Below are 22,327 nucleotides of genomic sequence, written 5' to 3'. Positions count from 1 at the left end.
AAGACAGATAATTATGAAAATATTCAAATACATCACATTGGCAGCCACGCTGCTTCTGGTTTCTAACGCATTTGCACAGTCCGATATTGATCCAAGAAGAAAGCAAGCGATTGACTCGTTGGCGTTGGAAAAAGTGAAGGACCTTAGTAAATACATCAGCATTATCGGAGATAAGAAAACCCAATATTCCGAAGCTCAACGGGTGATGGATCGGGCAGAAGAGCTCTTTGCACCTGACAGTGAAATGGGTGTATCTTCTTTATCCAAAGAAGAAATCTCCTACTACAAAGTTCGCCAGTATTTTGAGCGGCTTATGGCGCTCAATTATGATAAAGTAAGCATCAAATGGTACGACATTCACTACATCAGTGATCTGGAACAACAACCAGACGGCAGTTTTGTGGGAGTCATTACCATTTATCAGCGCTTTGAAGGAACTTCGGATGATGGTATGAGCTACAAGGATACCACCAAGAAGGACATCACGATCTACGTGAAGAAGAAGGAAACACAAATAGCCGGACGGACGATCGAATTTTGGGATGTCTTGCTGGGTGATGTGCGGGTAACCGAAACTTCTGCATGAGGTACTGCCTATTGGTTACAGCCCTTGTGATCACTTTCACTTCATCAGTGGCCCAGCGATCGGTCACTGATGAAATGAAAGATACCGAGGATGCATTATATGCTTCTACCAAGCAAATCAACCAGTTCTTTCACCGCTTCAACGGGGAGGAAGATGAGCGGGGTAATCGCTACTATCCGGAGGATAAGAAATACAGAGATGCCGGGCTTAGAAAGAAATACCTGCCGATACTTTTTGATACCGAAACAGGGTATGTGAAGAGTGAGGCGGCCAACACTTTTATCAAAGAGGTTTTGGATAAGAAGAATCCTGTGTTTTTGGATTTTCACTCCGGAGACTGGTTTGCTGAAGTGAATACCACCTTTCTCCATAAAGGCAAAGAAGTCAGTCTGATGCTGTACATGATCCTGCAGAAGCAAGGCCAGGGTTATGAATGGGTCATTGATGATGTCTCCTTCGATCCCTTTAAATCCTCCTTCAGCAAGGATACCTCTGAGCAAAAAATGTTTATACACCCCATGAGCCATGAATTGGATTTCATGACCCTCAAAAAAGCTTTTAAGAACACCCAAAATCCGGAACAATATACTTCCAGAAAATGGGAGCCTGATTACCTCACGCTTTTCCTTTATGAGATGAAAAGCGGCACACTGGAATTTAAAACAGTGAAAAATGTAAAATTCCACTTCTTTGAAGTGGATGGCTGGTATTTCGAGCTGTCCAATTTTAACAGACCCGGATTTAACACCGGTTGGTTGATCTCTAACCTGGTGAAGGTTGGGGCTACTGAGCAAAAACAATTGAAAGATTACCTCTATGACAAAAACTAGGCTGAAGCCCGTTTTCATATTCCTCACGTTCACTTTACTCATCGGTGTTTTCGAAAGCTTCGGCCAGGAGAATCAAACTGCAGACACGGACGAAGCCTACCTCTCGGAAGTGCGGGGCCTGGTGTCCTTTTATCAGTATATGCTCAATACTGTGGGATCCTCCAAAACCCCCACACGGGACAAAGAAGCCATTCTCACTGAGAGTTATAAGAAAATCTTTTTGAACCGACAGGTGCAGGTAGAAGATGATCTGCTACCTGACCGAAATGCCATTACCAACAAGGATGTACCTGGCTATCTCAGGGATGTGGATTTTTTCTTTCAGGACATCTCTTTTTCGTTTGAAGATATCCAGATTACAAAAGCCGAGCGGGAAAATGGAAAGACTTATTTTTTAGTATCCTTCCAAAACACCATTGATGCCATCACACTTGAGGGTAATCCTTTTAAAAACACTTCCAGGAGATTTCTGGAGGTGAACGTGGATGAAGATGAGTCGGACCTGAAGATCGTGAGTGTTTATACTACCAAAATCAGTCGCGAAAAGGAGCTGAGAAACTGGTGGGAGAATTTGTCGTATGGATGGACGCGCATTTTCAAGTCATATGTGGAATTTGACAGCATATCAGATGAAGCGCTTTTTAAGATCGCAGCCATTGACAGTATCAATTTGTCTGGAAATCAGATGATTCAGGACATTCAGCCGCTGGCCGCCCTGAAGGGGTTGAAGGTGCTGGATATCAGCAATACCAAAATAGATGACCTGGGGCCACTGCGGTATGCGATGAAGCTGGAGAAATTAAGCGCATTGAATACCCGACTATCGAAAATTGATGTGCTTCAGTACTTCGAAAACCTCAGGGTGCTTGACCTTTCGCAGACCCTGGTGCAAGACATCACCGCCATTGGCGGGCTTACCCGTCTGGAAACGTTGAACCTCTCAGGATCCAACGTGATTGTATTTACACCGCTCAAAAATCTGACCGGCTTGAATACAATTAATTTTTCAAATACTGCCTTTACAGATCCCGAAGTGCTTAGCGGAAGCATACAACTTCAAAAAGCCATGTTGTCCCGGACCGGAGTGAAGACACTTTCAGTACTTAGTGGTTTCAAGGCATTGAAAGTGCTAGACTTATCTGAGACCTACATCAGCAGCCTGGCAGGCCTAGAAAGTCATCCCGCTCTGGAGCAACTGTATATTAACCAGACCACTGTCAACAACCTGAGTCCACTCAGGGATTGCCCTAAACTGAAGAAAGTCTATGCAGACTACACAGGAGTGTCCGAGGGTCAGGCCTCCCAACTGATGACAGCCAAACCCGGGCTCGTGGTGGTTATTAATAGTGAGAAAGTGATAGTATGGTGGAAAAACCTGCCTTATGACTGGAAAACGGTCTTAACCCAGAAAGTAGGGCGCTCAGATCCCTCCAAGGAGGATGTGATCAGGCTCCTCAACATCGATTCGCTGGATGTGAGCAATCAGCAACTGGTGTCCTCCAAACCCCTTGAGAAATTCACAAGACTCAGGTACTTAAACGTGAGTAAAAACTTATTCACCGACCTGCGGTTTACGGCTGGGATGGCCGACCTTGAGTTCCTGGTAGGAGAGAAGCTGCCCATAGAAACACTGGCCGGGTTAGAGCAAAACAAAAACCTGAAATACATTATCGTGAAGGGAAGCCTTATTCAGGACATCAGGTCCATCCAATCCCTGAATAAGCTGGTGCTGGTGGATGCAGATCAATCCAATATCACCGAAGATCGGGTAAGAGCTTTCCTGAAAGTGAACCCGGAGACCGTAGTAATTTATCAGTCCCAATTTTTATTGTCGTGGTGGGAAGAGCTCTCCGACCCATGGAAAAAGGCCTTTGACCTCAATAAAGTAGATGCTTTCACTTTACATCAACTCATCGAAAGCCGCTCTGTCCAAATAGAAAACACTCCGATTGCGTCTCTCAGGACGCTGGATAGATTTATCAACCTAAAAGACATTTCGCTCTCCAATACGGGAGTCACCAGTCTGATCGACCTGAATGTGCACGAAGATATCGAACAGATCACCTGTAAGAATGGCCCGCTGATGGACCTTGAAGGGCTGGCTACTTTACAGTATTTGCGCTCCCTGGACATCTCTAATACCGCGGTGGATGACCTCAGGCCGATTAGTGAAAACCGGACCCTGGTCACTTTGAATTGCTCAGGAACCAATATCAAGAAATTAAAGGGACTGGAAGAGCTCTACCAGCTTCAGGTATTAAATATAAGCAACACAAGAGTTTGGCAACTGGACAGGCTTTACGATATTAGCGGTCTGAAATCACTCATTTGCTACAATACCAGAATTCGGTCCCATAAGATTGGCGAATTCAAGGAAATTTTTCCTAACTGTGAGGTGACTTTTTATTAATCAGATACAATCAATACAAACCAGCGATTATTAGATGAAAAAGGTTCATAGAACACTGAAACTTTGTTTATTACTATTTACCGTGGCTGCCGCTAGCCAGGCAGGACACGCGCAGGAGAGCCTAAAAGATCAGTACGAACAGATCATGCAGAAGTCTTCCACCTATGAGCAATACAAGGTGATCAGACAGACGGAAATTGAAGGGTTTTGGGTGAATATAGAAGACACACTGAGAGCCAAGTCAAAAGAAATCACTTCCCTTCAATCAACGATTGCAAACCTTCAGGGGAACATAGATTCCCTGAAGTCAGATTTGCGTAAGGTGAGTGCACGACTTGCTGAAAGCGAAAAAACCAATGATGGGATCATTTTTCTGGGGATAGAGATGGAAAAGACAGCCTATCACATTTTGGTATGGGTGATCATCCTCATTCTTGTGGTGGCGGTAGTATTGGCTTATGGCATGTTTGTAAAAAGTAATGCCACTACTTCCCGCATTAAAAGGGAGTATGAGCAGCAGAGGAAAGAGTTTGAAACCCACCGTGATAAGTCAAGAGAAACTCAGGTACGCCTGAAGAGAGAGCTCCAAACAGCTGTCAATACCATCGAGGAAATGAAGCGAGGCGGAGCCAGAAGGTAGTGTTTGTTTGTGGTTCTCTTCATTTCCACCAAAAAGAATTAAAACCCGCCGTAAAAAATTAACTTAGCGTCTCATATGGAAATACACAATAAAGGAACTAAGCGACTGTTTAAGAATCCGATCCTGGAGCGCCTGACAAGAACACATATAGCCCTGCCAATCAGCATATTTATCCTGTACGGGATGGGGCTGCTCTATTGGAGTATTGTGACAGTGCAACTGGCTCCCCTGGTCACTACAGGATTGTTTTTTGGAGGATTGCTCTTTTTTACCCTTTTGGAATATTCCATTCACAGGTTTCTTTTTCATATGAGCACCCACACGAGCGCTCGTAAAAATTTTCAGTATAAGTTTCACGGGGTGCATCACGACTACCCGAAGGATAAGGATAGATTGGCCATGCCTCCCATTGTGAGTGTTACCATCTCTACGATTTTACTCTTCCTGTTCAAACTGGTTATAGGGGATCAGGTATTTGCATTCTTGCCGGGATTTCTATTCGGATACGCCGGTTATCTGTTCATTCATTACCTGGTGCATGCTTATCGCCCCCCTAAAAATTTCCTTAAGATATTCTGGGTGCACCATGGCATTCATCATTACCGTCAAGGCCATAAAGCCTTTGGCGTCACCTCTCCACTTTGGGATTTTGTATTTCGCACAATGCCTTAAAATAAGGCGAATTGCGAGCTTAAGTGATTGAAGCTTCAGGATTCTTTTGAGAGGAATTAATCTACATCTGCAAAATTTAGGTATTCAGCCATCGCCAGAATTTACCCAATAACGACTTGGGCTGTGGCTTTTGTTTGGTACTGTGCTTTGGCTTAGCGGATGCTTTCTTCTTGTTTGCTGTCGCTTTGGTGCTTGGTTTAGCCAGCTTCTTTTTATAGTGCTCAGCCTTGATGTCTTTTAGTCGCTGAATCTCCCGGGCCCTGGCTCGTTCCTCAGCTTCACGAATTCGCTTTTCCTTCGCTTTCCTATTTCTAAGTCGCTTTTCTTCAAGCTGCTCGGGAGTCAGTCTGGGCCTGCTGTTTCTCTTGCTATGATGTACCAGCCTTACCTTGGGAATCGATTCCTCTTTTTCTTCCTCTTCTTTGGTCTCCTGATCAGCTTCCGGTTTCGGTGCTTTAGGTTCTGGCAGGTCAATTTTTCCCACTACCTTCAGCCCCGGGAGTTCTATTTTGGGGGCTTTAATGACTTCTATTTCTTCCTCAGACTCAGGTGTTTCCTCTTCTGGGTCGGCTGCTTCTTCTATATTCGCTGACTCCACGGGTTCAACCTCAGGGATATCCACCGTTGGTTCATCAATCAGCCCCTTCTCCATTAAATCACCCGGTTCTTCCAGAAGGGCATCACTACTTATCTCTGCCGGTTCGTTATCGATGTTGAGTTGCTCAGAAGCTTCTATGCGCTCCACGGGCTCCTCAGGTTTTGGTTCGGCAAACTTTTCCAGCACCATCTGTTCAGCATTTTCATCCAACTTAACATTGGGATGATCTTTGACTTCAATATTGTTTTCAGCCAAAAAATTGACAATATCTGTAGTGTCCAGGTTGAGTTGTCTGGAGAGCTGACCAAGTCTCATAAGCAAGTGAAGTAAGCGTTTGGGTACCAGGCGCAAAAATAAGGAACTACGCCCAATGACTTGGGCCCAGAGTAGAAAAAGAAACCATGAAAAACCCCTTAAAAGTGAATTTTGTCAGGAAACGAACGTTTTCACCAATAAGGTCACCTCAACAATGAGTTTTTTTCTGGCACTTTTAGCGGTCCATGCCATATGTGGGGTGATTATGCAGTTGGGCAACCCAAACAGAATGTGTTGCGGACCAGGTGGTTCTGTTTCGAGTACATCCAACGCCGCTCCTGCCATCGGGTGGGCTATGAGCCAGCTTTTTAAATCCTCTTCATGGACCAAAGGCCCTCGGGCGGTATTGATCAGGCGTGCATCCGGCTTCATGTGACTGAGGAGTGCACTATTTACCACATGTTTATTGTCATCTCTCAGGGGTGCATGCAAACTGATGAGGTCTGATTGCTCAAATAATTCACGCAGGTTTACAAATTCATAAAAGGGATAATCAGTCGGGACGGCATGATTGCTCACTACCATGATGCGCATACCAAAGGCCCGGCCGATGCTGGCCACCTCCTGACCAATACTTCCGAAACCATAGATACCAAGGGTTTTACCATCCAGTCCAGTGACCGGAGAAGTGGTGTAGCTAAATCCCTTCTCTGCATCCCATTCACCTTTTTGTACACTGTCATTGTGAGCAGAAACCCGGTTGGTCAATTCCAGTATTAGTGCAAAAGTGTGCTGTGCTACCGATTGGGCACCGTATCCCACTACATTCTTCACCACAACTCCAAGGGCTTTTGCTGCTTCCAGGTCTACATTGTTCATGCCTGTCGCAGAGATCACAATCATTTTCAGATGTGGAAAGTTGTCGAGCAAAGGTTTTCTTAATTCCACCTTGTTGACAATGAGAATATCAGCATCCATTGCGCGATCCATGACCTGTTCCGGGCTGGTTCGATCGTATACCGTGAGGTTTCCATAAGTCTCTAAGGCCTCCCAGCTCAAGTCTCCGGGGTTGGCATAAATGCCGTCCAATACCACAATTTTATAAGGCATTGGCAATTTCTTCTTTTCGAAGTTCTTTGCGTAAAATCTTCCCGACCGTGGATTTGGGTAGTTCTTCGCGGAATTCTATAAACTTTGGCATTTTGTAAGCCACCAGATGATCCCGGCAGTGCTTCATTATCACTTCTTCAGTCAGGTTCTTATCTTTTTTTACAATGAAGGCTTTAACCACTTCCCCGGAGTTTTTGTGTGCCACACCGATCACGCCTACTTCCAAAACACCCTCCAGCTGTGCAATCACATCTTCCACTTCATTAGGGAAAACTTTCATCCCGGACACATTGATCATCTCTTTCTTCCTGTCCACTATTTTGATGAATCCTTCACTATCGAAGAAACCAATGTCCCCGGTTTTGAACCAATCACCCTCCATCACAATGTCCGTTTCTTTGGGGTTTTGCCAATAACCCATCATCACCTGCGGTCCTCTGGCCCAGATCTCCCCAAATTCACCAACACCCTGGGTTGCGCCTTCATCGCTGACAATTTTGATTTCGGTAGAGGGGACGGGCAAACCAATCGTTCCTAATTTTTCAGTGCCGTCTATGGGGTTGCAGGTGAGGAGTGGAGATGTTTCTGAAAGGCCATAGCCTTCCACAATGTCATTGCCGGTGAGGTATTTCCACTTATCAGCGACGGCTTTTTGTAATGCCATGCCACCTGCCACGGCTACTTTCAGGTGCTCAAAATTGACATTCTGAAACTCAGGCCTCTGAACCAGCCCGTTAAAGAGTGTATTGACCCCTGTGATTACTGAGAACGGGTGACTTTTAAGTACCTTAATGAAATCATCCATTTTCCTGGGATCTGTAATGAGGACGCTTTTGGCCCCGATTTTCAGCATTCCAAAGCAGTTCACCGTAAGCGCAAATACGTGATAGAGTGGGAGGGCGGTGATTGTTACCTCTTCACCCTCCACCAGTTTTGGACGCATCCAGGCTTCTACCTGTTCGATATTGGCGAGCAGATTGCGATGGCTGAGTGCCGCACCTTTGGCTACCCCTGTAGTGCCACCTGTATATTGCAGCAGCGCCAGATCTGTGTTTCTAATTTCGGGTTGCGTATAGGTATGCTGTTTACCTGCCTTGATGACTTCTTGAAAATCCACAGCCATAGGGAGATCGTAATCAGGCACCATTCGCTTAACCCTTTTGATCATGAAATCAACCAATGCACCCTTTAGCGTTCCCAACATATCACCCACCTCAGCAATGATGATCGTCTCAATCTGGGTTTTCGGCAAAATTTCCTCCAGTTTGAAGGCGAAGGTGTTGAGCAGAATAATGCCTTTCGCCCCCGCATCTGTAAACTGGTGTTCCATTTCGGAGGGCTTATACTGAGGGTTCGTATTGACCACTACCATTCCAGCCTTGAGGACACCAAACAGCGCCACCGGATACTGGAGCACATTAGGCATCTGCAGAGCCACCCGGTCGCCCTTCTCAAGATTGGTTTCATGCATCAGGTAGTTGGCAAATGCACTACTGAGCTCATCCAGGTCATTAAATGATATTTCCACGCCCATATTTTCATAGGCACTCTTATCTCCGAATTTCGCCACACAGTCGGCCAGAAAGGCCACCAGTGAAGGGTAGGTGTCAGGATCAATGTCGTGGGGAGTAGCCTCCGGGTACTGGGCCAGCCATGGGTAGTCTTTCATGTTGTCTGTATGAGATAAGTGATCTATTTGAGTGCTTCTTTAGCCGCCAGAGCAGCTCCTATGATTCCGGCATGATTTCTTGACTCGGCAGGCACCAATTGGGTATCCAAAGTAAAGTATTGTTTATACGAGTCAAAGTCTTTGCTGACGCCACCCCCTAAAATAAACAGATCTGGCCAGAACAGGAATTCCAGTTTTTTAAAATATTCATTCAGTCTTTCTGCCCATTCCTGCCAGGAGAGATCTTCGGACTTCCTAACTGAATTGGCCGCATAGTGTTCGCCAGGCATCCCTTTTACATGCACAAAGCCGAGCTCTGTATTGGGGACCAGATGCTTACCTATAAACAGGGCCGTACCGATTCCCGTGCCAGCCGCCACCATGAGGGTCACGCCTTTTTGGTTCTTTCCAGCTCCAAATTTCATTTCTGCCATGCCCGCAGCATCTACGTCATTCACCAGGTGAGTGGGGCAACCAGTTGCTTTTTGGATGGCTTTGGCTGCATTCATGCCGATCCAACTTTTGTCTATATTGGAAGCGGTAACCACTATGTCGTGTCGCACCGCAGCTGGAAATCCACAACCTATGGGCCCATTCCAGTTAAACTCCTTCACCAATTCAATGACGGTCTCTATAACAGCCGCTGGTGTTGCCGGATCCGGTGTGGCGATTCTATGCCTTTCAGTGATTAATTCACCTTTTTTAGTGTCTACAATACCCCCTTTGATCCCGGTGCCACCAATGTCTATTCCTAATATTTTCATCCTGCCTTAAACTTACCAAAATATGAATGAATAGGCAGTGTTTCCGGTTAGCTTGAGTTGGAATAAATCATCTCCGGGGTATCCTGCATACAATAGATTATCGCTAGATTGTGCCCAAAATAAACATCAACAAAATGCTGAAGAAAATATTAATCTCACTTGGAGTAGTTGTGGTCCTGCTGGTAGTGGCCTACTTCTATCTGGATAACAGAAACCGAACACTCAGTCCGAGAGGAGCAGCCAACCTTACCAATGGAGAGCTGACGGTAGATATCTCATATAGTAGACCGTCTGTACGGGATCGCCTGATTTTCGGTACAGAAGAAGAGGAAGCTTTGCAACCCTTTGGAGCGTACTGGCGACTTGGCGCTAATGAGTCCACTGAGATCACATTCAGTCAGGATGTCCTTTTTGTAGATCAGGCAGTGGAAAAAGGAACTTACCGCATGTATGCGATCCCTGGTCCTCAATACTTTGAGTTTAGGTTAAACACGGAACTTGGAGAGTGGGGTGCTTTTGAAGCAGATAGTGAGTTAGACATTCTTTCCGTGATGATTCCAGTGTTGCCGTCCGAGCATACAGAGCAATTTACCATTGCATTAGAGCCATTGTATGACACGGGAGCGAAAATCGTTTTTAAATGGGACAAAATTAAGATGGAAGTCCCTGTCATTACAGAGTAATAAAAAAGGCTGCCGAATGGCAGCCTTTTTTATTAGCAATAGACTGGTCTGAACCTTTTAGTAGAGGTACTCAAAAGCAGTCACATCATAAGAGCCAAACTCGCCATCTTCACCTGAGCTGAAGCAAGATAGCATGATGGAGTTGGCATCAAAACCAGTAGGAGTACCCGGGATGTGGTTGGCACCTACACCACCATCACCTTCATTTCCACCGGAGCCACAAGACAATGACCTATTGAAGTAGTCAGTATGTCTCATACCCAGGCAATGACCAATTTCGTGAGTGATCACGTGCTCGGTTACGTTTGTTCCATAGCTGCTTGTTCCGGAAAGGATTTGCACATACTTGTAAGGATTTCCGCCACTTGGGAATCCGGCTGATCCCCCGGCACCACTGCCTCCTTTATACACTACGATATCCTTGCTACCGTAGTTGGTCCCATAGGAGAGTGTGAAGGTGAGCCCGATGTTGAGCGCATTGTAGTTGTCTACAGCCCAGCTCAAAGCAGTACGCATGGTGTTATCCAAGGCTTGAGAACCTCCCGTGTAGCCAATGACCGAGATCGTTCTTGGTGAACTCACAAGGTTATTGGTACGGTACTGTTCACCGCATGGGCCCTGATGAAAGAGCTCACTTCCTAGCATTGATTCCATCTGTGCCAAAGGAATCATAATATCCCCCTCGAGTAAGAAACCAGATGTGGTTTCTTTGGTCAGTGGATTGGTGGTGTTGACTTTGCGGATATCGCTTACGTCAAATCCAAGTTCCTCGAACTTGGCTGAGACTTCATACGAAATCTCATTGTTATTAGGTACTACTTCATCTTGTGTACAAGACGTCACCAACGTGAAAGACGCCAGAAGCACAGCAGTGCTAAATAGCGTGAATTTTAATTTAGACATAATGAATTAGGTTTTAGTTATGCATCGAATGTAGAAAAATAGATTCTATTTGCAGAGGGAATGATTGTATTTATTTTACCTATATATCATTTGATACATAGGATATTATAACACTTTTATGTGGTATAGCAAAATAAAATTCTGTTTAACGAAATCAATAAAAGGCTGAAAATCCTAATTTCAGGATGGTTTAGTGGGCATTCTTGAAGCCTTTGGGGGAAATTTATGACTAATTTGAAATCAATGATTAAGGTACCAGCTTGTTTAGTGTTAACACTTTTGTGTTTTTATGCTCAGGGGCAGATCATGACTGGCGAATCAGGCAGGGGCGAAGGCTCTGATAAAATGGGCTCAGAAATAAGAAAAAATGACGTTCCTATTCTGGAGGTTGTTTTCCACGAAGGTTTTGAAAAGGATTACCTGAGGGACACCTCCATTCAAATTCTTCGGCGAACAGGTCAAAATTCGTACATCCTGCGGGGTGTCAATCTTACTAAAAACAAATTATATGGCATTAGTGAAATTCGAACAAATAATATTTGGAAACTACAATCCGGTGAGTACCTGAGCCCACCTGACAGGTGGGGAACCTATATGCTCAAAAGTTCATCAATTGATATACTGCTTTTTCTACAAAAGTTTGGAAATGCCGAAATCATTGACCGCTCAAGAGGTTTATATTCCTTAAAAACTCAAGGGAAATACCTGCTGGAAATCGCCGGAAACCCACAGGTTCTGTTCATCTCAAAGGAGTCTGTGCAACCAATTAATGAGAGCAGGGTGATCGATCTTAACCTGAACCCGAATAGAGTCAATAAACTTCATCACTTTTTTCCTTTGCTAAATGGTAGCAAATCTACGCTGTCCATCCAGGAAGACCAGTTTGACCCTAAGGATATAGACCTGATAGGGCGTAGCATTATTTCGGAGGTGTCCTCCCCGGAAATCAGTCAGCATGCCACTGAAATGGCCACAGTGATTGGTGGAGCAGGTAACTCGTTTATAACCGGTAAGGGAGTTAGTCGGGCTATTCAGCTCTCTTCATCTGGTTTCAATAATGTACTTCCACAGCCTCATGATTATTTTACTGAGAGCGATATCCATGTTCAAAATCATTCCTACGGTACCAGTATAGAGAGCTTTTATGGGTTACAGGCTGAGGCTTTTGACCAAAGTGCCTATGATAATCCCACTTTGTTGCATGTGATGAGTAGTGGAAATCAGGGATCGTTGACTGCTCAGGAAGGCCATTATGCTGGGGTTAATGGATTTTGCAACATAACCGGTAATTTTAAAATGGCCAAAAATGCGCTCGTAGTAGGCGCTGTAGATACCACCGGCCACAGGTTGGAGTTCTCATCCCGTGGCCCGGCATATGATGGTCGGGTAAAGCCGGAAATCGTATCGTACAGTATGTATGGAAGCTCTAACTCGGCGGCCCTGGTGTCAGGTACAGCTTCCCTGCTTCAGGAGCAATTCGGTAAGCTCTATGGTTATCAGCCTACATCTGCGCTCATTAAGGCTCTCTTTATTAATGGGGCAGATGATGTTGGTGAAACAGGCCCCGATCACATTACCGGGTTTGGGGGCCTCAATGCCTGGAAATCCATGCAATCCCTGATTTCGGGAAATTTTATTTCATCAGCTATTACTCAGGATGAGGTCAGGACCTTTGACTTATTGATTCCGGAGACTGCAACCAATCTGAAGATGACGCTGGTTTGGACAGATCCTCCGGCACATCCCGGTGATGCCATCGCGCTAATCAATGACCTGGATATGGACTTGTCTGATCCCAAGGGAACCATCTACCACCCATGGGTACTCAGTACCTCTTCAGATAGCCAGGCACTCAGCCTCCCTGCGGTCAGAGCCGAAGATCATCTGAATAACATTGAGCAGATTTCACTGAGCACACCCGAAGCAGGCATTTATAAGCTGGCGATAAAAGGAGAAGGGCTCCTCACTCAATCACAACACTTTGAGGTGGTTTATGACTGGGATACACTGGATACCTTTGAATGGGACTTTCCCACGGGAAGTGATCATTTTCCCTATAATGGAGAAACTACCACCTATTTCAGATGGGTGAGTACCTTCGGAAGTGAAACAGGCACTCTGGAATACCAGATGGAAGGTGAAAGTGACTGGCGGATGATTGAAGAGACTGTAGCACTGGAAAAAGGTTATTTCCGATGGAACTCTTTGCCTGATGCTCTGACCGGTATGGCCAGAGCCCGTATGTCCATAGATGGCGTGCAATACGAAACGGAGGTATTCACCATTTCCAGAAGACTCAATACCTCGGTCGGATTTAACTGCGGAGACTCTTTGATGCTTCAATGGCCCGGGCAGAATCAGGCGGCACAATATAAGGTTTCCGTATTGGGAGAGAGGCATCTTGAACTTTTCGCAGTGGTGACGGATACTTTTCTGCTGCTGAACCAACAAGACCTCACGGGCTCACAGTTCTCCATTCAGCCCATTAGCAGTTCTGGCAAAGCTTTTCTCCCGAGCTACACCTTTGATTATACGGCGCAGGGTGCTGGATGTTTCCTGAGTTCCTTTTATCAGGAGGTAGCGCTGGAGGAAGGTATTTATCTTAACCTTAGTCTGAGTACTACTTATGGGATAGAGCGGATTCTGTTTGAAAGAAGATCAGATGAAGAATTTGAATGGGTAGGAGAGTTGATCAATCCGACTACCACCAGCATCCGGCTGCTGGACTCACGGCCCCGGCAAGGCCATAATGAGCACCGGGTGACCTTGTATTTTCAAAATGGTCAAACGCTCAGTCAAACAGCCAACAATACCTATTATCTGACAGAACAACCGATACTGATCTTCCCGAACCCTTTGAATAACTCGCCCTTTCTCAATGTGTATACCAGGGCGTTTGATTCAGAGCCACCAGTCTTTCATCTGTACGACCGTGGGGGAGCACTTATCCTTACCCAGCGGTTGTTGAGTAGTCAGGAATCTGTGCCGATCCATGGCATTCGGAGTGGTTTGTATTTTTACAGGATAGAGGCAGGCAATCAATCATTTAATGGTAAGTTGATTATTCAATAGATGCGCATTCTGAAAATACACAGAGGGGCTCCCAATAAGCAGCTAAGGGAGTTACTAAATGAAAACATCATCGGTACACCGGGTGAGAGCCTGGTTTACCAGCAGCTCATGGTCAGCCCAAAACTGGATCACATAAAGGAACCCGTTTTTCTTACAGTGGAGCTAGGGGGTAGTGTGGTGGGAGCCTGTTGCCTGGTGGGCAGAACCACCATCAACACTGGGCGAAATACACCTTGCCACTATATCAGGTATTTTACTTTTCGAAAGCGGTTCAGGTCTCAACCGAACCCCATGATGCGGCTTGAAAAGAAGTCTGTTCTTAAAGATGAAATTACTGAAGTCCTCTCAGGGGGAGTATTGGACACTCCGGACAATCATTTATTTTATGCCTATGTGGATCCGGAAAACATAAGGTCCTCAAGACTCATTTCGTCCTTTGGCTTTGAGGAAGTTGGGAGGTTTCGAACGGTGTTTTTTAGTCGTTTTTTTCCAAAAAGGCACGCTCAAATTGAATCCATCCAAGAGCGCGAATGGGATAGTGTGCAGGCAGTTTTGAGGAAAGCCTATGAGCAGCATTGCCTCTTCACCACGGAGAATATAGGATTTCAAGACGGCTATTTGGGCTATTATGAAAATGGAGAGCTGATCGCCGGGCTACAGGCCAACTCTGAAGCATGGAAAATCTATGAAATCCCAGGCGGAAAACTTCTGCTTGGTCTGATTTCCAGAATCCCGCTGATCCGGAGGTTGTTTAGTAAGAACTTTAGGTTTTTGTCAGTTGAAGGGATTTTTTATCCGGAGGGCAGGCAGAAGCTTATAGAGACTTTACTGGAAGATGCATTGGCTCGTTCCGGACGGAATACTGCCATTATCTGTCTCGACCCGAAATCTGATTTATACGGGCAGTTTAAGCAGCTGGATCAGGGGCTTATCAGGATACTTTCCTCAGAAAAGGAAATGGCGGTAGTGGCTAAAGGAGCCAACCTGGAGGAGTTGAAAGGGCATCCCGTCTATGTTTCTGGCTTCGATAATATGTGATCACTACATCAGGGCTAAATAGAGTCCCGCTGCCAACGCTGCACCCACTATCGGGCCGGCTATAGGCACCCACGCATACCCCCAGTTGCTATCTCGCTTTCCCTTAATGGGGGCCAGTGCGTGAAAAATCCTTGGGCCAAGGTCGCGTGCGGGGTTGATGGCATATCCCGTGGTACCTCCCAATGACAAGCCTATGCCCACAACAAGCAGGCCCACAGGCAAGGCATTCAGAGAACCGAGCCCCTCACCTGATGACAGATAAAACACCGCAAATATGAGCGTGAAAGTGCCAATGACCTCCGAAATAAAATTATTAAAGGTTGACTTGATGGCGGGCCCGGTGCAAAAAAGTCCGAGCTTAACATCCTGATCCTCTGTAGCGGAGAAGTGCGGGCGGTACTGGAGATAAGTAACCCAGGCTCCGGCAAAGGCGCCAAGTGTTTGAGCGAGTATGTAAGCAGGGACCGCTGACCATGAAAATCGACCTGCGAGGGCCAACCCCAGCGTCACTGCAGGGTTGATGTGCGCGCCACTTGAAGAACCTGCGATGAAGACTGCCACAAAGACCGCCAGACCCCAACCCATTGAGATTACGATCCATCCTGAACTGTTACCATAGGTTTTGTTCAAGGAGACATTGGCATTTACGCCATTGCCCAGCAGTAGCAGTATGAAGGTGCCGACAAATTCGCCAATAATTGGGTGCATAGGGTGGATGATGGTTTGGTTAACAAATTAAAGGAAAAAACATTTATGCGTACGGTAAATTGAACTGAGTCAGCTTTAAGTTACAGATGTGGCTGTCAAATCATGAAATCGCCTCTGGTTTAACTGGTGGTTGCTAGGGTCCTTTTGGAAATTCCCTTTAAATTTCCACCCATAAAACAAACACCCCGAAACACCAAAAATGGAAGCATACGTCACACGAAAGGATCTACAGGATGGCATTACCGAAATAGCGTTTTTTCACCCACAGCATAATGCGCTGCCCAGCGGGATGCTCTCGGAACTGGCGGAGACCATTGATGCATGTGGCAAGGATAATCTTGTAGAGGTTATTGTTTTGAAAAGTGGGGGAGATCGCACTTTTTGCGCAGGGGCTAGTTTCGATGAACTGGTTCAGATAGATAACCTCGAAACAGGCACGGCATTCTTTTCTGGTTTTGCCAATGTAATCAACGCCTGCAGAAAGTGCCCCAAACTGATCATCGGCAGGGTACAGGGCAAGGTGGTAGGGGGTGGAGTAGGCCTCGCTGCTGCTGCAGATTATTGCCTGGCTACTGAACATGCGTCTATCCGATTAAGTGAAATTACCATAGGTATCGGTCCCTTTGTGATAGGGCCTGCGGTGGAGCGAAAAATAGGCCTGGCAGCGTTTTCACAGCTCTCTATTAATGCTACTGAGTTTCAGTCGGCTCAGTGGGCCAAGGAAAAAGGACTGTACGCTGAAATCCATGCGGATGTGCAACAGCTTGATCAGGCGGTCATGAAAATTGCCTCATCATTGGCTGCCACCAGTCCGGAGGCCAGAACGGCGCTCAAAAGAGTGTTCTGGGATGGCTGTGAAAACTGGGATGCACTGCTGGCGGAAAGGGCGGCCATGAGTGGCCGGCTGGTGCTTTCAGATTTTACAAAAAAAGCACTGGCCAGGTACAGGTAGGCTACCCTCGCTTAAACGCCAGAAAGGTGTCAGTGGAGTTTTGCTCATCAAAATAGTAGCCTTCGTAATTAAATCCTTTTAGATCCTCTACCTGGCTAATTCGATTTTTGATCATATATCTGGCCATGAGACCTCTGGCTTTCTTAGCAAAAAAGGAGATGATCTTATACTCTCCGTTTTTGAAATCCTTAAAATCCACGTCAATTACTTTCGCTTTCAGGGCTTTCCGGTCCACTGACTTGAAGTACTCCACTGATGCCAGATTGACCAATACCTTATCGCCCTGCTTTCTCAAATCTTTGTTGAGGGTTTTAGAGATGGTGTCTCCCCAAAACTCGTACAGGTTTTTATAACCGTTTACATGAAGTTGTGTGCCCATTTCCAATCGATAGGGCTGTATACCATCCAAGGGCCGCAAAAGTCCATAAAGCCCTGATAATATCCGCAAGTGATCCTGAGCGAACGCCGTATCATCAGCTGAGAAATCATCAGCGTCTAACCCCACATAGACGTCTCCTCTAAACGCAAAAAGACTTTGCTTTGAGTTTTTGGGTGTGTGCCTGGTGGAAAATTTCTGAAAACGTTTCACATTGAGCGCTGCCAACTGGTCACTGATACTCATCATGCTTTGCAGGTCCTGCTCGTTTTTATCTTTCAGGGTGTCCAGCAGTACTTTGGACCTGTCAAACAGCCGGGCCTTACTTTTCTCAAGGGTTGTTTCAGTTTCAAAGTCCAATGTCTTGGCAGGTGAGAGTACAGCAATCATAAGTTCTTTTTTGATCTATAAATCTCCAGGAGGGGAGAAATGTTTCGAATGGCAAATATAAAAATGAAGTGCATCCAATCGCTCATACACCCTTCAGTTTTTATTAGCTTTATGGCCTCCTTAAAAGTGAAGATTTGTCTGCTAAATTATATTCTGTAATCGATGTTGAAACGACTGGCGGGACGACGCATTCCTCCAGGGTTACGGATATTTCCATTTTCGTAACTGATGGTAAGGAGATCCTCGATGAATTTTCCAGCCTGATTAATCCGGAGATGTTTATCCCGGGCTTCATTACACAACTCACGGGTATTGACAATGAGATGGTGACAGGCGCCCCCACCTTTTCAGAAGTGGCCCAGCGGGTGCTGGATATCACAGCAGGCACCACTTTTGTGGCCCACAATGTCAATTTTGATTTTGGGATGATCAGCTCTGAATTCAGGAGGTTGGGGTATGCCTATGAGCGGCCGAAATTATGCACGGTGCGATTGTCAAGACAATTTATTCCCGGTCACAGGAGCTACGGTCTGGGAAAGATCTGTGAGGACCTGGGAATACCCATTCACGGAAGACACAGGGCTCGTGGCGATGCAGAAGCTACCGTCCAACTCTTTAGAATGATCATGGAAGCTTCTGGCGGCGATTTTAATTTGGCCAGTGAGAAATGGGTAAAGTCGCTCCCGCATCAGCTCAAAAGAGAGCAGGTGGATCGCTTGCCGGAAGGGGCAGGGGTGTACTATTTTTATAATGATCAGGGCACACCCATCTTTATTGGCAGTGCTGGTAACCTTTTCAAAAAGGTCAAAACCTTGCTGGTGAGTAAAGCCAGAAAGGCCATGGAGATGAAGTCCTTATTGGCTGATATTGATTTTGAAGGTACCGGGAGTGAGTTGATCGCCCGACTCAAAGTGATGTCTGCCATTCAGGAGCATCAGCCAGTGTTTAATCACGTTCCCAACCGCAAGGCAGCTTATTCGGTGAGTGTGAGCACAGACCTCTTTGGGTACATTCACCTTCAGGTGTCTCCACGTGCATCAAACAATGACAATGGACTGATTTTCAACACCAGAAGGGAGGGAGAGGCCTATTTGGAAAAGTTGTGCAAACAATATGAACTATGTCCTCAGCTATGCGGATTAAAACCAGGTGAGCGATGTGCTGAGCACATATGCCTGGGTGCATGTCGGCAACTGGAGCCTGCCGGGAGTCACAATACCAGGATTCAAACGGCCCTTGCCGAAAGAAGCTTTAGCAAGAGTGATTTTGTGATCGTAGAAAAGGGGTTGATGTCCAATGAGCAGGCATTTGTGATGATCGAGGATCATGAATACATTGGATATGGTGTGGTAAACCAGGAACTCCACACTGTAAGTACGCTGGATGATTTCAGAAATTATCTCAACACAGACACGGCTAGCCAGGAAAAAATAGCGATTATACAGACTTATCTAAGTAAGAACAAACCCCGGATAATTTCAACAAGCTGAAAGCAAAATCTAATTTCATATGACACTGCTATTCCACCCGAAACGTTTCCAACTCCGATTTGAAATGAACCAATAGTTGCACGGACTGATCATTTCGGAGGTTTTCATGATTGACTTCCAACGCCAACCGGCTGATACCGGTGATCTGAGCAATTTCCTCAAGGCGATTGGTGCCATTTTGTAGAGCATCCAGAAAATCCAATACGTTACGTATCCCCGCTTTTTGTAGAAGCTCAAATTCGTGCTGAAATTCAACCACCAGCTTGGCCTGAGCTGTCCAATCCAAAAGCATTTGCACCGGAAAGGGGGTTTTAATTATCAGAATTAGGAAATTGAAATAGGCGAGATTCTGAATATTATCAATACCAACTTCTGCTAGCCTTTGTTTATGAAGGGCACTGATTCCTTCCACCACATCCACCGGCCGATTTTTGAATTCATCTTCCTCTTTCGGGAAGAATTTTACCTTATTTAATAGAAGTCGCATGCCTCGTTCTGGAAACAAGCCCACCAAAAAGGAGATTGCGAGAATATGGTTGCCTTCTGAAAATCCAACGTCTTTGCTTAAAAATGCTAACATTAAGGAAATCAAGGCAGCATTGACCATGCGAATACCCACAGAAAAAAAGTTACCGGGTGTGAGGTCAATGGTGGAAAATCGTCGATAAATGTATTGAGAGGCTCCTATGAAGCTCCCCATGATGGAAAAAGCAACCACTGCAAGATTGCGCTTTTCTATCGAGTAGACGCTAGCGGTTTCCCAAAAGGCGCTGCCAGAGAATATGACACTTCGGTAACCATCAGGATTGTGAGCACCCGGCAGGCCATAGATCACCCAGGAGGCTAATAATATCACCATTCCTACAAAGGTGATAAACGTCACAAAAGTGACTGGCAAGAAATAATCACGTGAAGTGAATTCCCTGGCCATGTGCTCCTTTACAGCCCCAGGTCGATTTTTGAGCAAATTTACCCGATCCAGGAGCAACTCCAACTCCTGCTGTTTACGTGTAAGCCGATACCTGAAAAAGGAATATGTAAGGATGGGGAAGTAGCTGCTGAGTACCAGCACGGTCACAATTTCAAGAATTCGTCCTGCGTCCATTGGAAATTAAATTTTAGACAACGGAATCTATAAAAAAAGAATCACAAGTAAATTGTTAAGGGATTAAAATGAATCCATTTCCCGTGTGATTTAAACTAAATAATTGAATAACCCAACTTATACGTTGGTTCTGGCTACCTTTGTGCCTCATTTAACACAATATTTTTGAATAATTTCAGCAAACTAGGACTTTCAGCATCAATTATTGAAGTTCTTGATCAACTTGGGTTTGAGAACCCAACACCCATCCAGGAAAAAGCCATTCCGATGCTCCTTACCCAAAACCCAACCGACTTTATCGGCTTGGCTCAGACAGGTACGGGTAAAACTGCCGCTTTTGGCCTTCCATTGATTGATTTAATCGATGAGAACAATAAAGCTACTCAGGCATTGATCATGGCACCTACCAGAGAGCTTGGTCAGCAAACAGCCAAGCAACTCATGGATTTTTCCAGAAACAATAAAGCCATCAACATAGAGGTGGTGTATGGCGGAGCGGCTATCATGAATCAGATAAAAGCCCTCAAAAAACCAACTCAGATCGTAGTAGCCACTCCTGGCCGACTGATTGACTTGATTAAGCGCAAGGCAGTCAACCTGGACAGTGTCAAGTATGTGGTATTGGATGAAGCTGACGAGATGCTCAATATGGGCTTCAAGGAAGACATAGACACCATATTATCCCATACCCTGGACGAAAGGGTCACCTGGCTTTTTTCAGCCACCATGCCCGCTGAGATCAGACGGATCGTGAAAAAGTACATGGACTCTCCGTTGGAAGTTTCTGTAAACAGTGAAGAGAAAAGTAACAAGGACATCACTCATCAGTACGTAACCACCAAAACGGGCAATAAGATACCCGCGTTACGTCGCTTTTTGGATATGCAACCCGAAATGAGGGGAATCATGTTTTGTCGCACCAAGCGCGAAACACAGGAAATTGCGGATGATCTGAGTGCAATTGGCTATGGAGTGGAAGCACTGCATGGAGATCTGTCCCAGGCACAACGAGACGCGGTAATGAAGCGATTCAAAACACGGTCCATGCAGCTGCTTATTGCAACCGATGTGGCGGCCAGAGGGATCGATGTAAATGACCTCACCCACGTGCTCCACCACACACTACCGGATCAGCTCGAAAGTTATACGCACCGAAGTGGGCGTACCGGAAGAGCAGGAAAGAAAGGTATTTCCCTGGCTTTTATCAACCCAAGGGAGGGCCGTAGAATAGAAGAACTTGAAAGGAAAATCAAAGTTAAATTCGAGCGAATAGAAGTTCCCACTTTGGAAGCGCTTAAGTCCAACCGCATTCACAACTGGGCCAATTTCATCATCAATACGAAGGTGGATGATCAGGCAGATGCTATCCTACAAGACATGCAGGGTCGCTTTGCTGACCTGAGCAAGGATGATCTCCTGAAGCGTTTGATCACTACCCAGCTGGATCACATTATGAGCCAGAGTGGTGATAGTAACAACCTCAATGAGGCAGCGGGTGGATCTCCGGATCAGCGCGACAAGAGCAAGTTTCACCGCTATTTTGTCAATATTGGGAGTATCGACGGTATGACCAACGCTGACATTATTCACTTCTTGTCTGATGTATCAGGCGTGGATAGAAAGTACTTTGGTGAGCTATCACTGCAGAAAAACTGTGCTTACTTTGATGTGGACAATGGACACGATAAGGGGATGAACCTGAAGTTTGAAGGTGTGGAGATAGAAGGTCGCAGCATTCGTGTCAATAGGGATGACGATGGTGGACAACGATCCAAACGTCCTTCAGGACCTAAGAAGAGCTACGGATCCGGTGGTGGAGGTGGCGGACGCCGTTCGGCTCGACCCAAGAAGGATTTCGGAAGAAGATCAAGTAGAAGAAGATAAGATTTCAGAGCCGAAAAGCGTTCCCGACAACCAGTGGGGAACGCTTTTTTATGCCCTAACCCTGCGTAAATCAATCAGTTGACCTGAGCGCCAAACTCTGTGGGTAGATCATCTCTGGAAACCATCGGAAAAAGTTTATCTTTGCAGTATGAAAGCGGCAATAGATAATGTTGCATTATCATCGCTTTTGTT

At 45.7% G+C, this 22,327-nt stretch carries 19 protein-coding genes; 11 read left to right on the top strand and 8 right to left on the bottom strand.

Translation table 11 applies throughout. From position 1 onward, the window contains the following. Nucleotides 1-13: 13 nt before the first annotated feature. The 5 genes from RIH33_RS02405 to RIH33_RS02385 all read left to right on the top strand — a co-directional run bounded on the left by RIH33_RS02405 (nucleotide 14) and on the right by RIH33_RS02385 (nucleotide 5,138). Nucleotides 14-586: a hypothetical protein gene (locus tag RIH33_RS02405; protein ID WP_406653425.1), complete on the top strand. Its 573-nt coding sequence runs from the start codon at nucleotides 14-16 to the stop codon at nucleotides 584-586. After that, nucleotides 583-1,416 (top strand): hypothetical protein, encoded by an 834-nt coding sequence (locus RIH33_RS02400; protein WP_406653423.1) that lies wholly within the window; start codon nucleotides 583-585, stop codon nucleotides 1,414-1,416. The genes RIH33_RS02405 and RIH33_RS02400 overlap by 4 nt, the downstream gene beginning before the upstream one ends. After that, complete coding sequence (locus tag RIH33_RS02395) at nucleotides 1,403-3,826, top strand: leucine-rich repeat domain-containing protein (RefSeq protein WP_406653422.1); 2,424 nt, start codon at nucleotides 1,403-1,405, stop codon at nucleotides 3,824-3,826. Before RIH33_RS02400 ends, RIH33_RS02395 begins: the two co-directional genes overlap by 14 nt. A 34-nt stretch (nucleotides 3,827-3,860) precedes the next feature. Further along, entirely contained in the window at nucleotides 3,861-4,466 is a 606-nt protein-coding gene (locus RIH33_RS02390; protein ID WP_406653421.1) for a hypothetical protein, read from the top strand. A 75-nt stretch (nucleotides 4,467-4,541) separates the two neighbouring features. Next, nucleotides 4,542-5,138 carry a sterol desaturase family protein gene (locus RIH33_RS02385; RefSeq protein WP_406653420.1) on the top strand — a complete coding sequence of 199 codons (597 nt, stop codon included), beginning with the start codon at nucleotides 4,542-4,544 and terminating at the stop codon, nucleotides 5,136-5,138. 76 nt (nucleotides 5,139-5,214) lie between these two features. On the opposite strand, the gene RIH33_RS02380 is transcribed toward RIH33_RS02385, so the two are convergent. The 4 genes from RIH33_RS02380 to ppgK all read right to left on the bottom strand — a co-directional run bounded on the left by RIH33_RS02380 (nucleotide 5,215) and on the right by ppgK (nucleotide 9,534). Further along, nucleotides 5,215-6,051 carry a hypothetical protein gene (locus RIH33_RS02380; RefSeq protein WP_406653419.1) on the bottom strand — a complete coding sequence of 279 codons (837 nt, stop codon included), beginning with the start codon at nucleotides 6,049-6,051 and terminating at the stop codon, nucleotides 5,215-5,217. Nucleotides 6,052-6,165: 114 nt separating this feature from the next. Further along, nucleotides 6,166-7,101, bottom strand: a complete 936-nt coding sequence (locus tag RIH33_RS02375; RefSeq protein WP_406653418.1) for a D-2-hydroxyacid dehydrogenase — start codon at nucleotides 7,099-7,101, stop codon at nucleotides 6,166-6,168. Then, nucleotides 7,091-8,770: an AMP-binding protein gene (locus RIH33_RS02370; RefSeq protein WP_406653417.1), complete on the bottom strand. Its 1,680-nt coding sequence runs from the start codon at nucleotides 8,768-8,770 to the stop codon at nucleotides 7,091-7,093. The genes RIH33_RS02375 and RIH33_RS02370 overlap by 11 nt, the downstream gene beginning before the upstream one ends. A gap of 23 nt (nucleotides 8,771-8,793) precedes the next feature. Beyond that, the gene (gene ppgK / locus RIH33_RS02365) at nucleotides 8,794-9,534 is read right to left on the bottom strand and encodes a polyphosphate--glucose phosphotransferase (protein WP_406653416.1); all 741 of its coding nucleotides are present in this window, start codon (nucleotides 9,532-9,534) and stop codon (nucleotides 8,794-8,796) included. A gap of 134 nt (nucleotides 9,535-9,668) precedes the next feature. On the opposite strand from ppgK, the gene RIH33_RS02360 reads away from it, so the two are divergent. Further along, nucleotides 9,669-10,217, top strand: coding sequence for a DUF2911 domain-containing protein (locus RIH33_RS02360; protein ID WP_406653415.1), 549 nt, complete (start codon nucleotides 9,669-9,671; stop codon nucleotides 10,215-10,217). Nucleotides 10,218-10,274: 57 nt separating this feature from the next. Here the strand turns inward: RIH33_RS02360 and RIH33_RS02355 are convergent, their stop codons facing one another. Beyond that, the gene (locus RIH33_RS02355; protein WP_406653414.1) at nucleotides 10,275-11,120 is read right to left on the bottom strand and encodes a M57 family metalloprotease; all 846 of its coding nucleotides are present in this window, start codon (nucleotides 11,118-11,120) and stop codon (nucleotides 10,275-10,277) included. A 243-nt stretch (nucleotides 11,121-11,363) separates the two neighbouring features. Here RIH33_RS02355 and RIH33_RS02350 point away from each other — a divergent pair, with 243 nt between their 5' ends. Then, nucleotides 11,364-14,192, top strand: a complete 2,829-nt coding sequence (locus RIH33_RS02350) for a S8 family peptidase (RefSeq protein ID WP_406653413.1) — start codon at nucleotides 11,364-11,366, stop codon at nucleotides 14,190-14,192. Next, nucleotides 14,193-15,230, top strand: a complete 1,038-nt coding sequence (locus tag RIH33_RS02345) for a hypothetical protein (RefSeq protein ID WP_406653411.1) — start codon at nucleotides 14,193-14,195, stop codon at nucleotides 15,228-15,230. A 3-nt stretch (nucleotides 15,231-15,233) separates the two neighbouring features. Here RIH33_RS02345 and RIH33_RS02340 read toward each other — a convergent pair whose 3' ends face one another. Further along, nucleotides 15,234-15,938, bottom strand: a complete 705-nt coding sequence (locus RIH33_RS02340) for an MIP/aquaporin family protein (RefSeq protein WP_406653410.1) — start codon at nucleotides 15,936-15,938, stop codon at nucleotides 15,234-15,236. A gap of 199 nt (nucleotides 15,939-16,137) precedes the next feature. Here RIH33_RS02340 and RIH33_RS02335 point away from each other — a divergent pair, with 199 nt between their 5' ends. Further along, nucleotides 16,138-16,890: an enoyl-CoA hydratase/isomerase family protein gene (locus tag RIH33_RS02335; RefSeq protein ID WP_406653408.1), complete on the top strand. Its 753-nt coding sequence runs from the start codon at nucleotides 16,138-16,140 to the stop codon at nucleotides 16,888-16,890. A 1-nt stretch (nucleotide 16,891) separates the two neighbouring features. On the opposite strand, the gene yaaA is transcribed toward RIH33_RS02335, so the two are convergent. After that, nucleotides 16,892-17,656, bottom strand: a complete 765-nt coding sequence (gene yaaA / locus RIH33_RS02330; RefSeq protein WP_406653407.1) for a peroxide stress protein YaaA — start codon at nucleotides 17,654-17,656, stop codon at nucleotides 16,892-16,894. Between the two features lie 134 nt (nucleotides 17,657-17,790). Between yaaA and RIH33_RS02325 the strand changes: the two genes are divergently transcribed. Then, entirely contained in the window at nucleotides 17,791-19,146 is a 1,356-nt protein-coding gene (locus RIH33_RS02325) for an exonuclease domain-containing protein (RefSeq protein ID WP_406653406.1), read from the top strand. Nucleotides 19,147-19,174: 28 nt separating this feature from the next. Here RIH33_RS02325 and RIH33_RS02320 read toward each other — a convergent pair whose 3' ends face one another. Further along, nucleotides 19,175-20,251, bottom strand: coding sequence for a hypothetical protein (locus tag RIH33_RS02320; protein WP_406653405.1), 1,077 nt, complete (start codon nucleotides 20,249-20,251; stop codon nucleotides 19,175-19,177). Between the two features lie 165 nt (nucleotides 20,252-20,416). Here RIH33_RS02320 and RIH33_RS02315 point away from each other — a divergent pair, with 165 nt between their 5' ends. Next, on the top strand, nucleotides 20,417-22,135 hold the full coding sequence (locus tag RIH33_RS02315) for a DEAD/DEAH box helicase (RefSeq protein WP_406653404.1): 1,719 nt from the start codon (nucleotides 20,417-20,419) through the stop codon (nucleotides 22,133-22,135). The last annotated feature ends 192 nt before the right edge of the window (nucleotides 22,136-22,327 follow it).

The organism is Marinoscillum sp., from assembly GCF_040222955.1.
Taxonomy (GTDB): Bacteria; Bacteroidota; Bacteroidia; order Cytophagales; family Cyclobacteriaceae; genus Marinoscillum.
Note: the sequence above shows the minus strand (reverse complement) of the source record. Positions and strands in the feature narration are given on the sequence as shown.

Excerpts from the sequence above, each read along its gene's own strand:
- RIH33_RS02380 (WP_406653419.1), bottom strand. The coding sequence starts at position 6,051 with ATGAGACTTGGTCAGCTCTCCAGACAACTCAACCTGGACACTACAGAT.
- RIH33_RS02405 (WP_406653425.1), top strand. The coding sequence starts at position 14 with ATGAAAATATTCAAATACATCACATTGGCAGCCACGCTGCTTCTGGTT.
- RIH33_RS02340 (WP_406653410.1), bottom strand. The coding sequence starts at position 15,938 with ATGCACCCAATTATTGGCGAATTTGTCGGCACCTTCATACTGCTACTG.
- ppgK (WP_406653416.1), bottom strand. The coding sequence starts at position 9,534 with ATGAAAATATTAGGAATAGACATTGGTGGCACCGGGATCAAAGGGGGT.
- RIH33_RS02375 (WP_406653418.1), bottom strand. The coding sequence starts at position 7,101 with ATGCCTTATAAAATTGTGGTATTGGACGGCATTTATGCCAACCCCGGA.
- RIH33_RS02400 (WP_406653423.1), top strand. The coding sequence starts at position 583 with ATGAGGTACTGCCTATTGGTTACAGCCCTTGTGATCACTTTCACTTCA.
- RIH33_RS02320 (WP_406653405.1), bottom strand. The coding sequence starts at position 20,251 with ATGGACGCAGGACGAATTCTTGAAATTGTGACCGTGCTGGTACTCAGC.
- RIH33_RS02390 (WP_406653421.1), top strand. The coding sequence starts at position 3,861 with ATGAAAAAGGTTCATAGAACACTGAAACTTTGTTTATTACTATTTACC.
- RIH33_RS02345 (WP_406653411.1), top strand. The coding sequence starts at position 14,193 with ATGCGCATTCTGAAAATACACAGAGGGGCTCCCAATAAGCAGCTAAGG.
- RIH33_RS02370 (WP_406653417.1), bottom strand. The coding sequence starts at position 8,770 with ATGAAAGACTACCCATGGCTGGCCCAGTACCCGGAGGCTACTCCCCAC.
- RIH33_RS02385 (WP_406653420.1), top strand. The coding sequence starts at position 4,542 with ATGGAAATACACAATAAAGGAACTAAGCGACTGTTTAAGAATCCGATC.
- RIH33_RS02335 (WP_406653408.1), top strand. The coding sequence starts at position 16,138 with ATGGAAGCATACGTCACACGAAAGGATCTACAGGATGGCATTACCGAA.
- RIH33_RS02360 (WP_406653415.1), top strand. The coding sequence starts at position 9,669 with ATGCTGAAGAAAATATTAATCTCACTTGGAGTAGTTGTGGTCCTGCTG.
- yaaA (WP_406653407.1), bottom strand. The coding sequence starts at position 17,656 with ATGATTGCTGTACTCTCACCTGCCAAGACATTGGACTTTGAAACTGAA.
- RIH33_RS02395 (WP_406653422.1), top strand. The coding sequence starts at position 1,403 with ATGACAAAAACTAGGCTGAAGCCCGTTTTCATATTCCTCACGTTCACT.
- RIH33_RS02355 (WP_406653414.1), bottom strand. The coding sequence starts at position 11,120 with ATGTCTAAATTAAAATTCACGCTATTTAGCACTGCTGTGCTTCTGGCG.
- RIH33_RS02350 (WP_406653413.1), top strand. The coding sequence starts at position 11,364 with ATGATTAAGGTACCAGCTTGTTTAGTGTTAACACTTTTGTGTTTTTAT.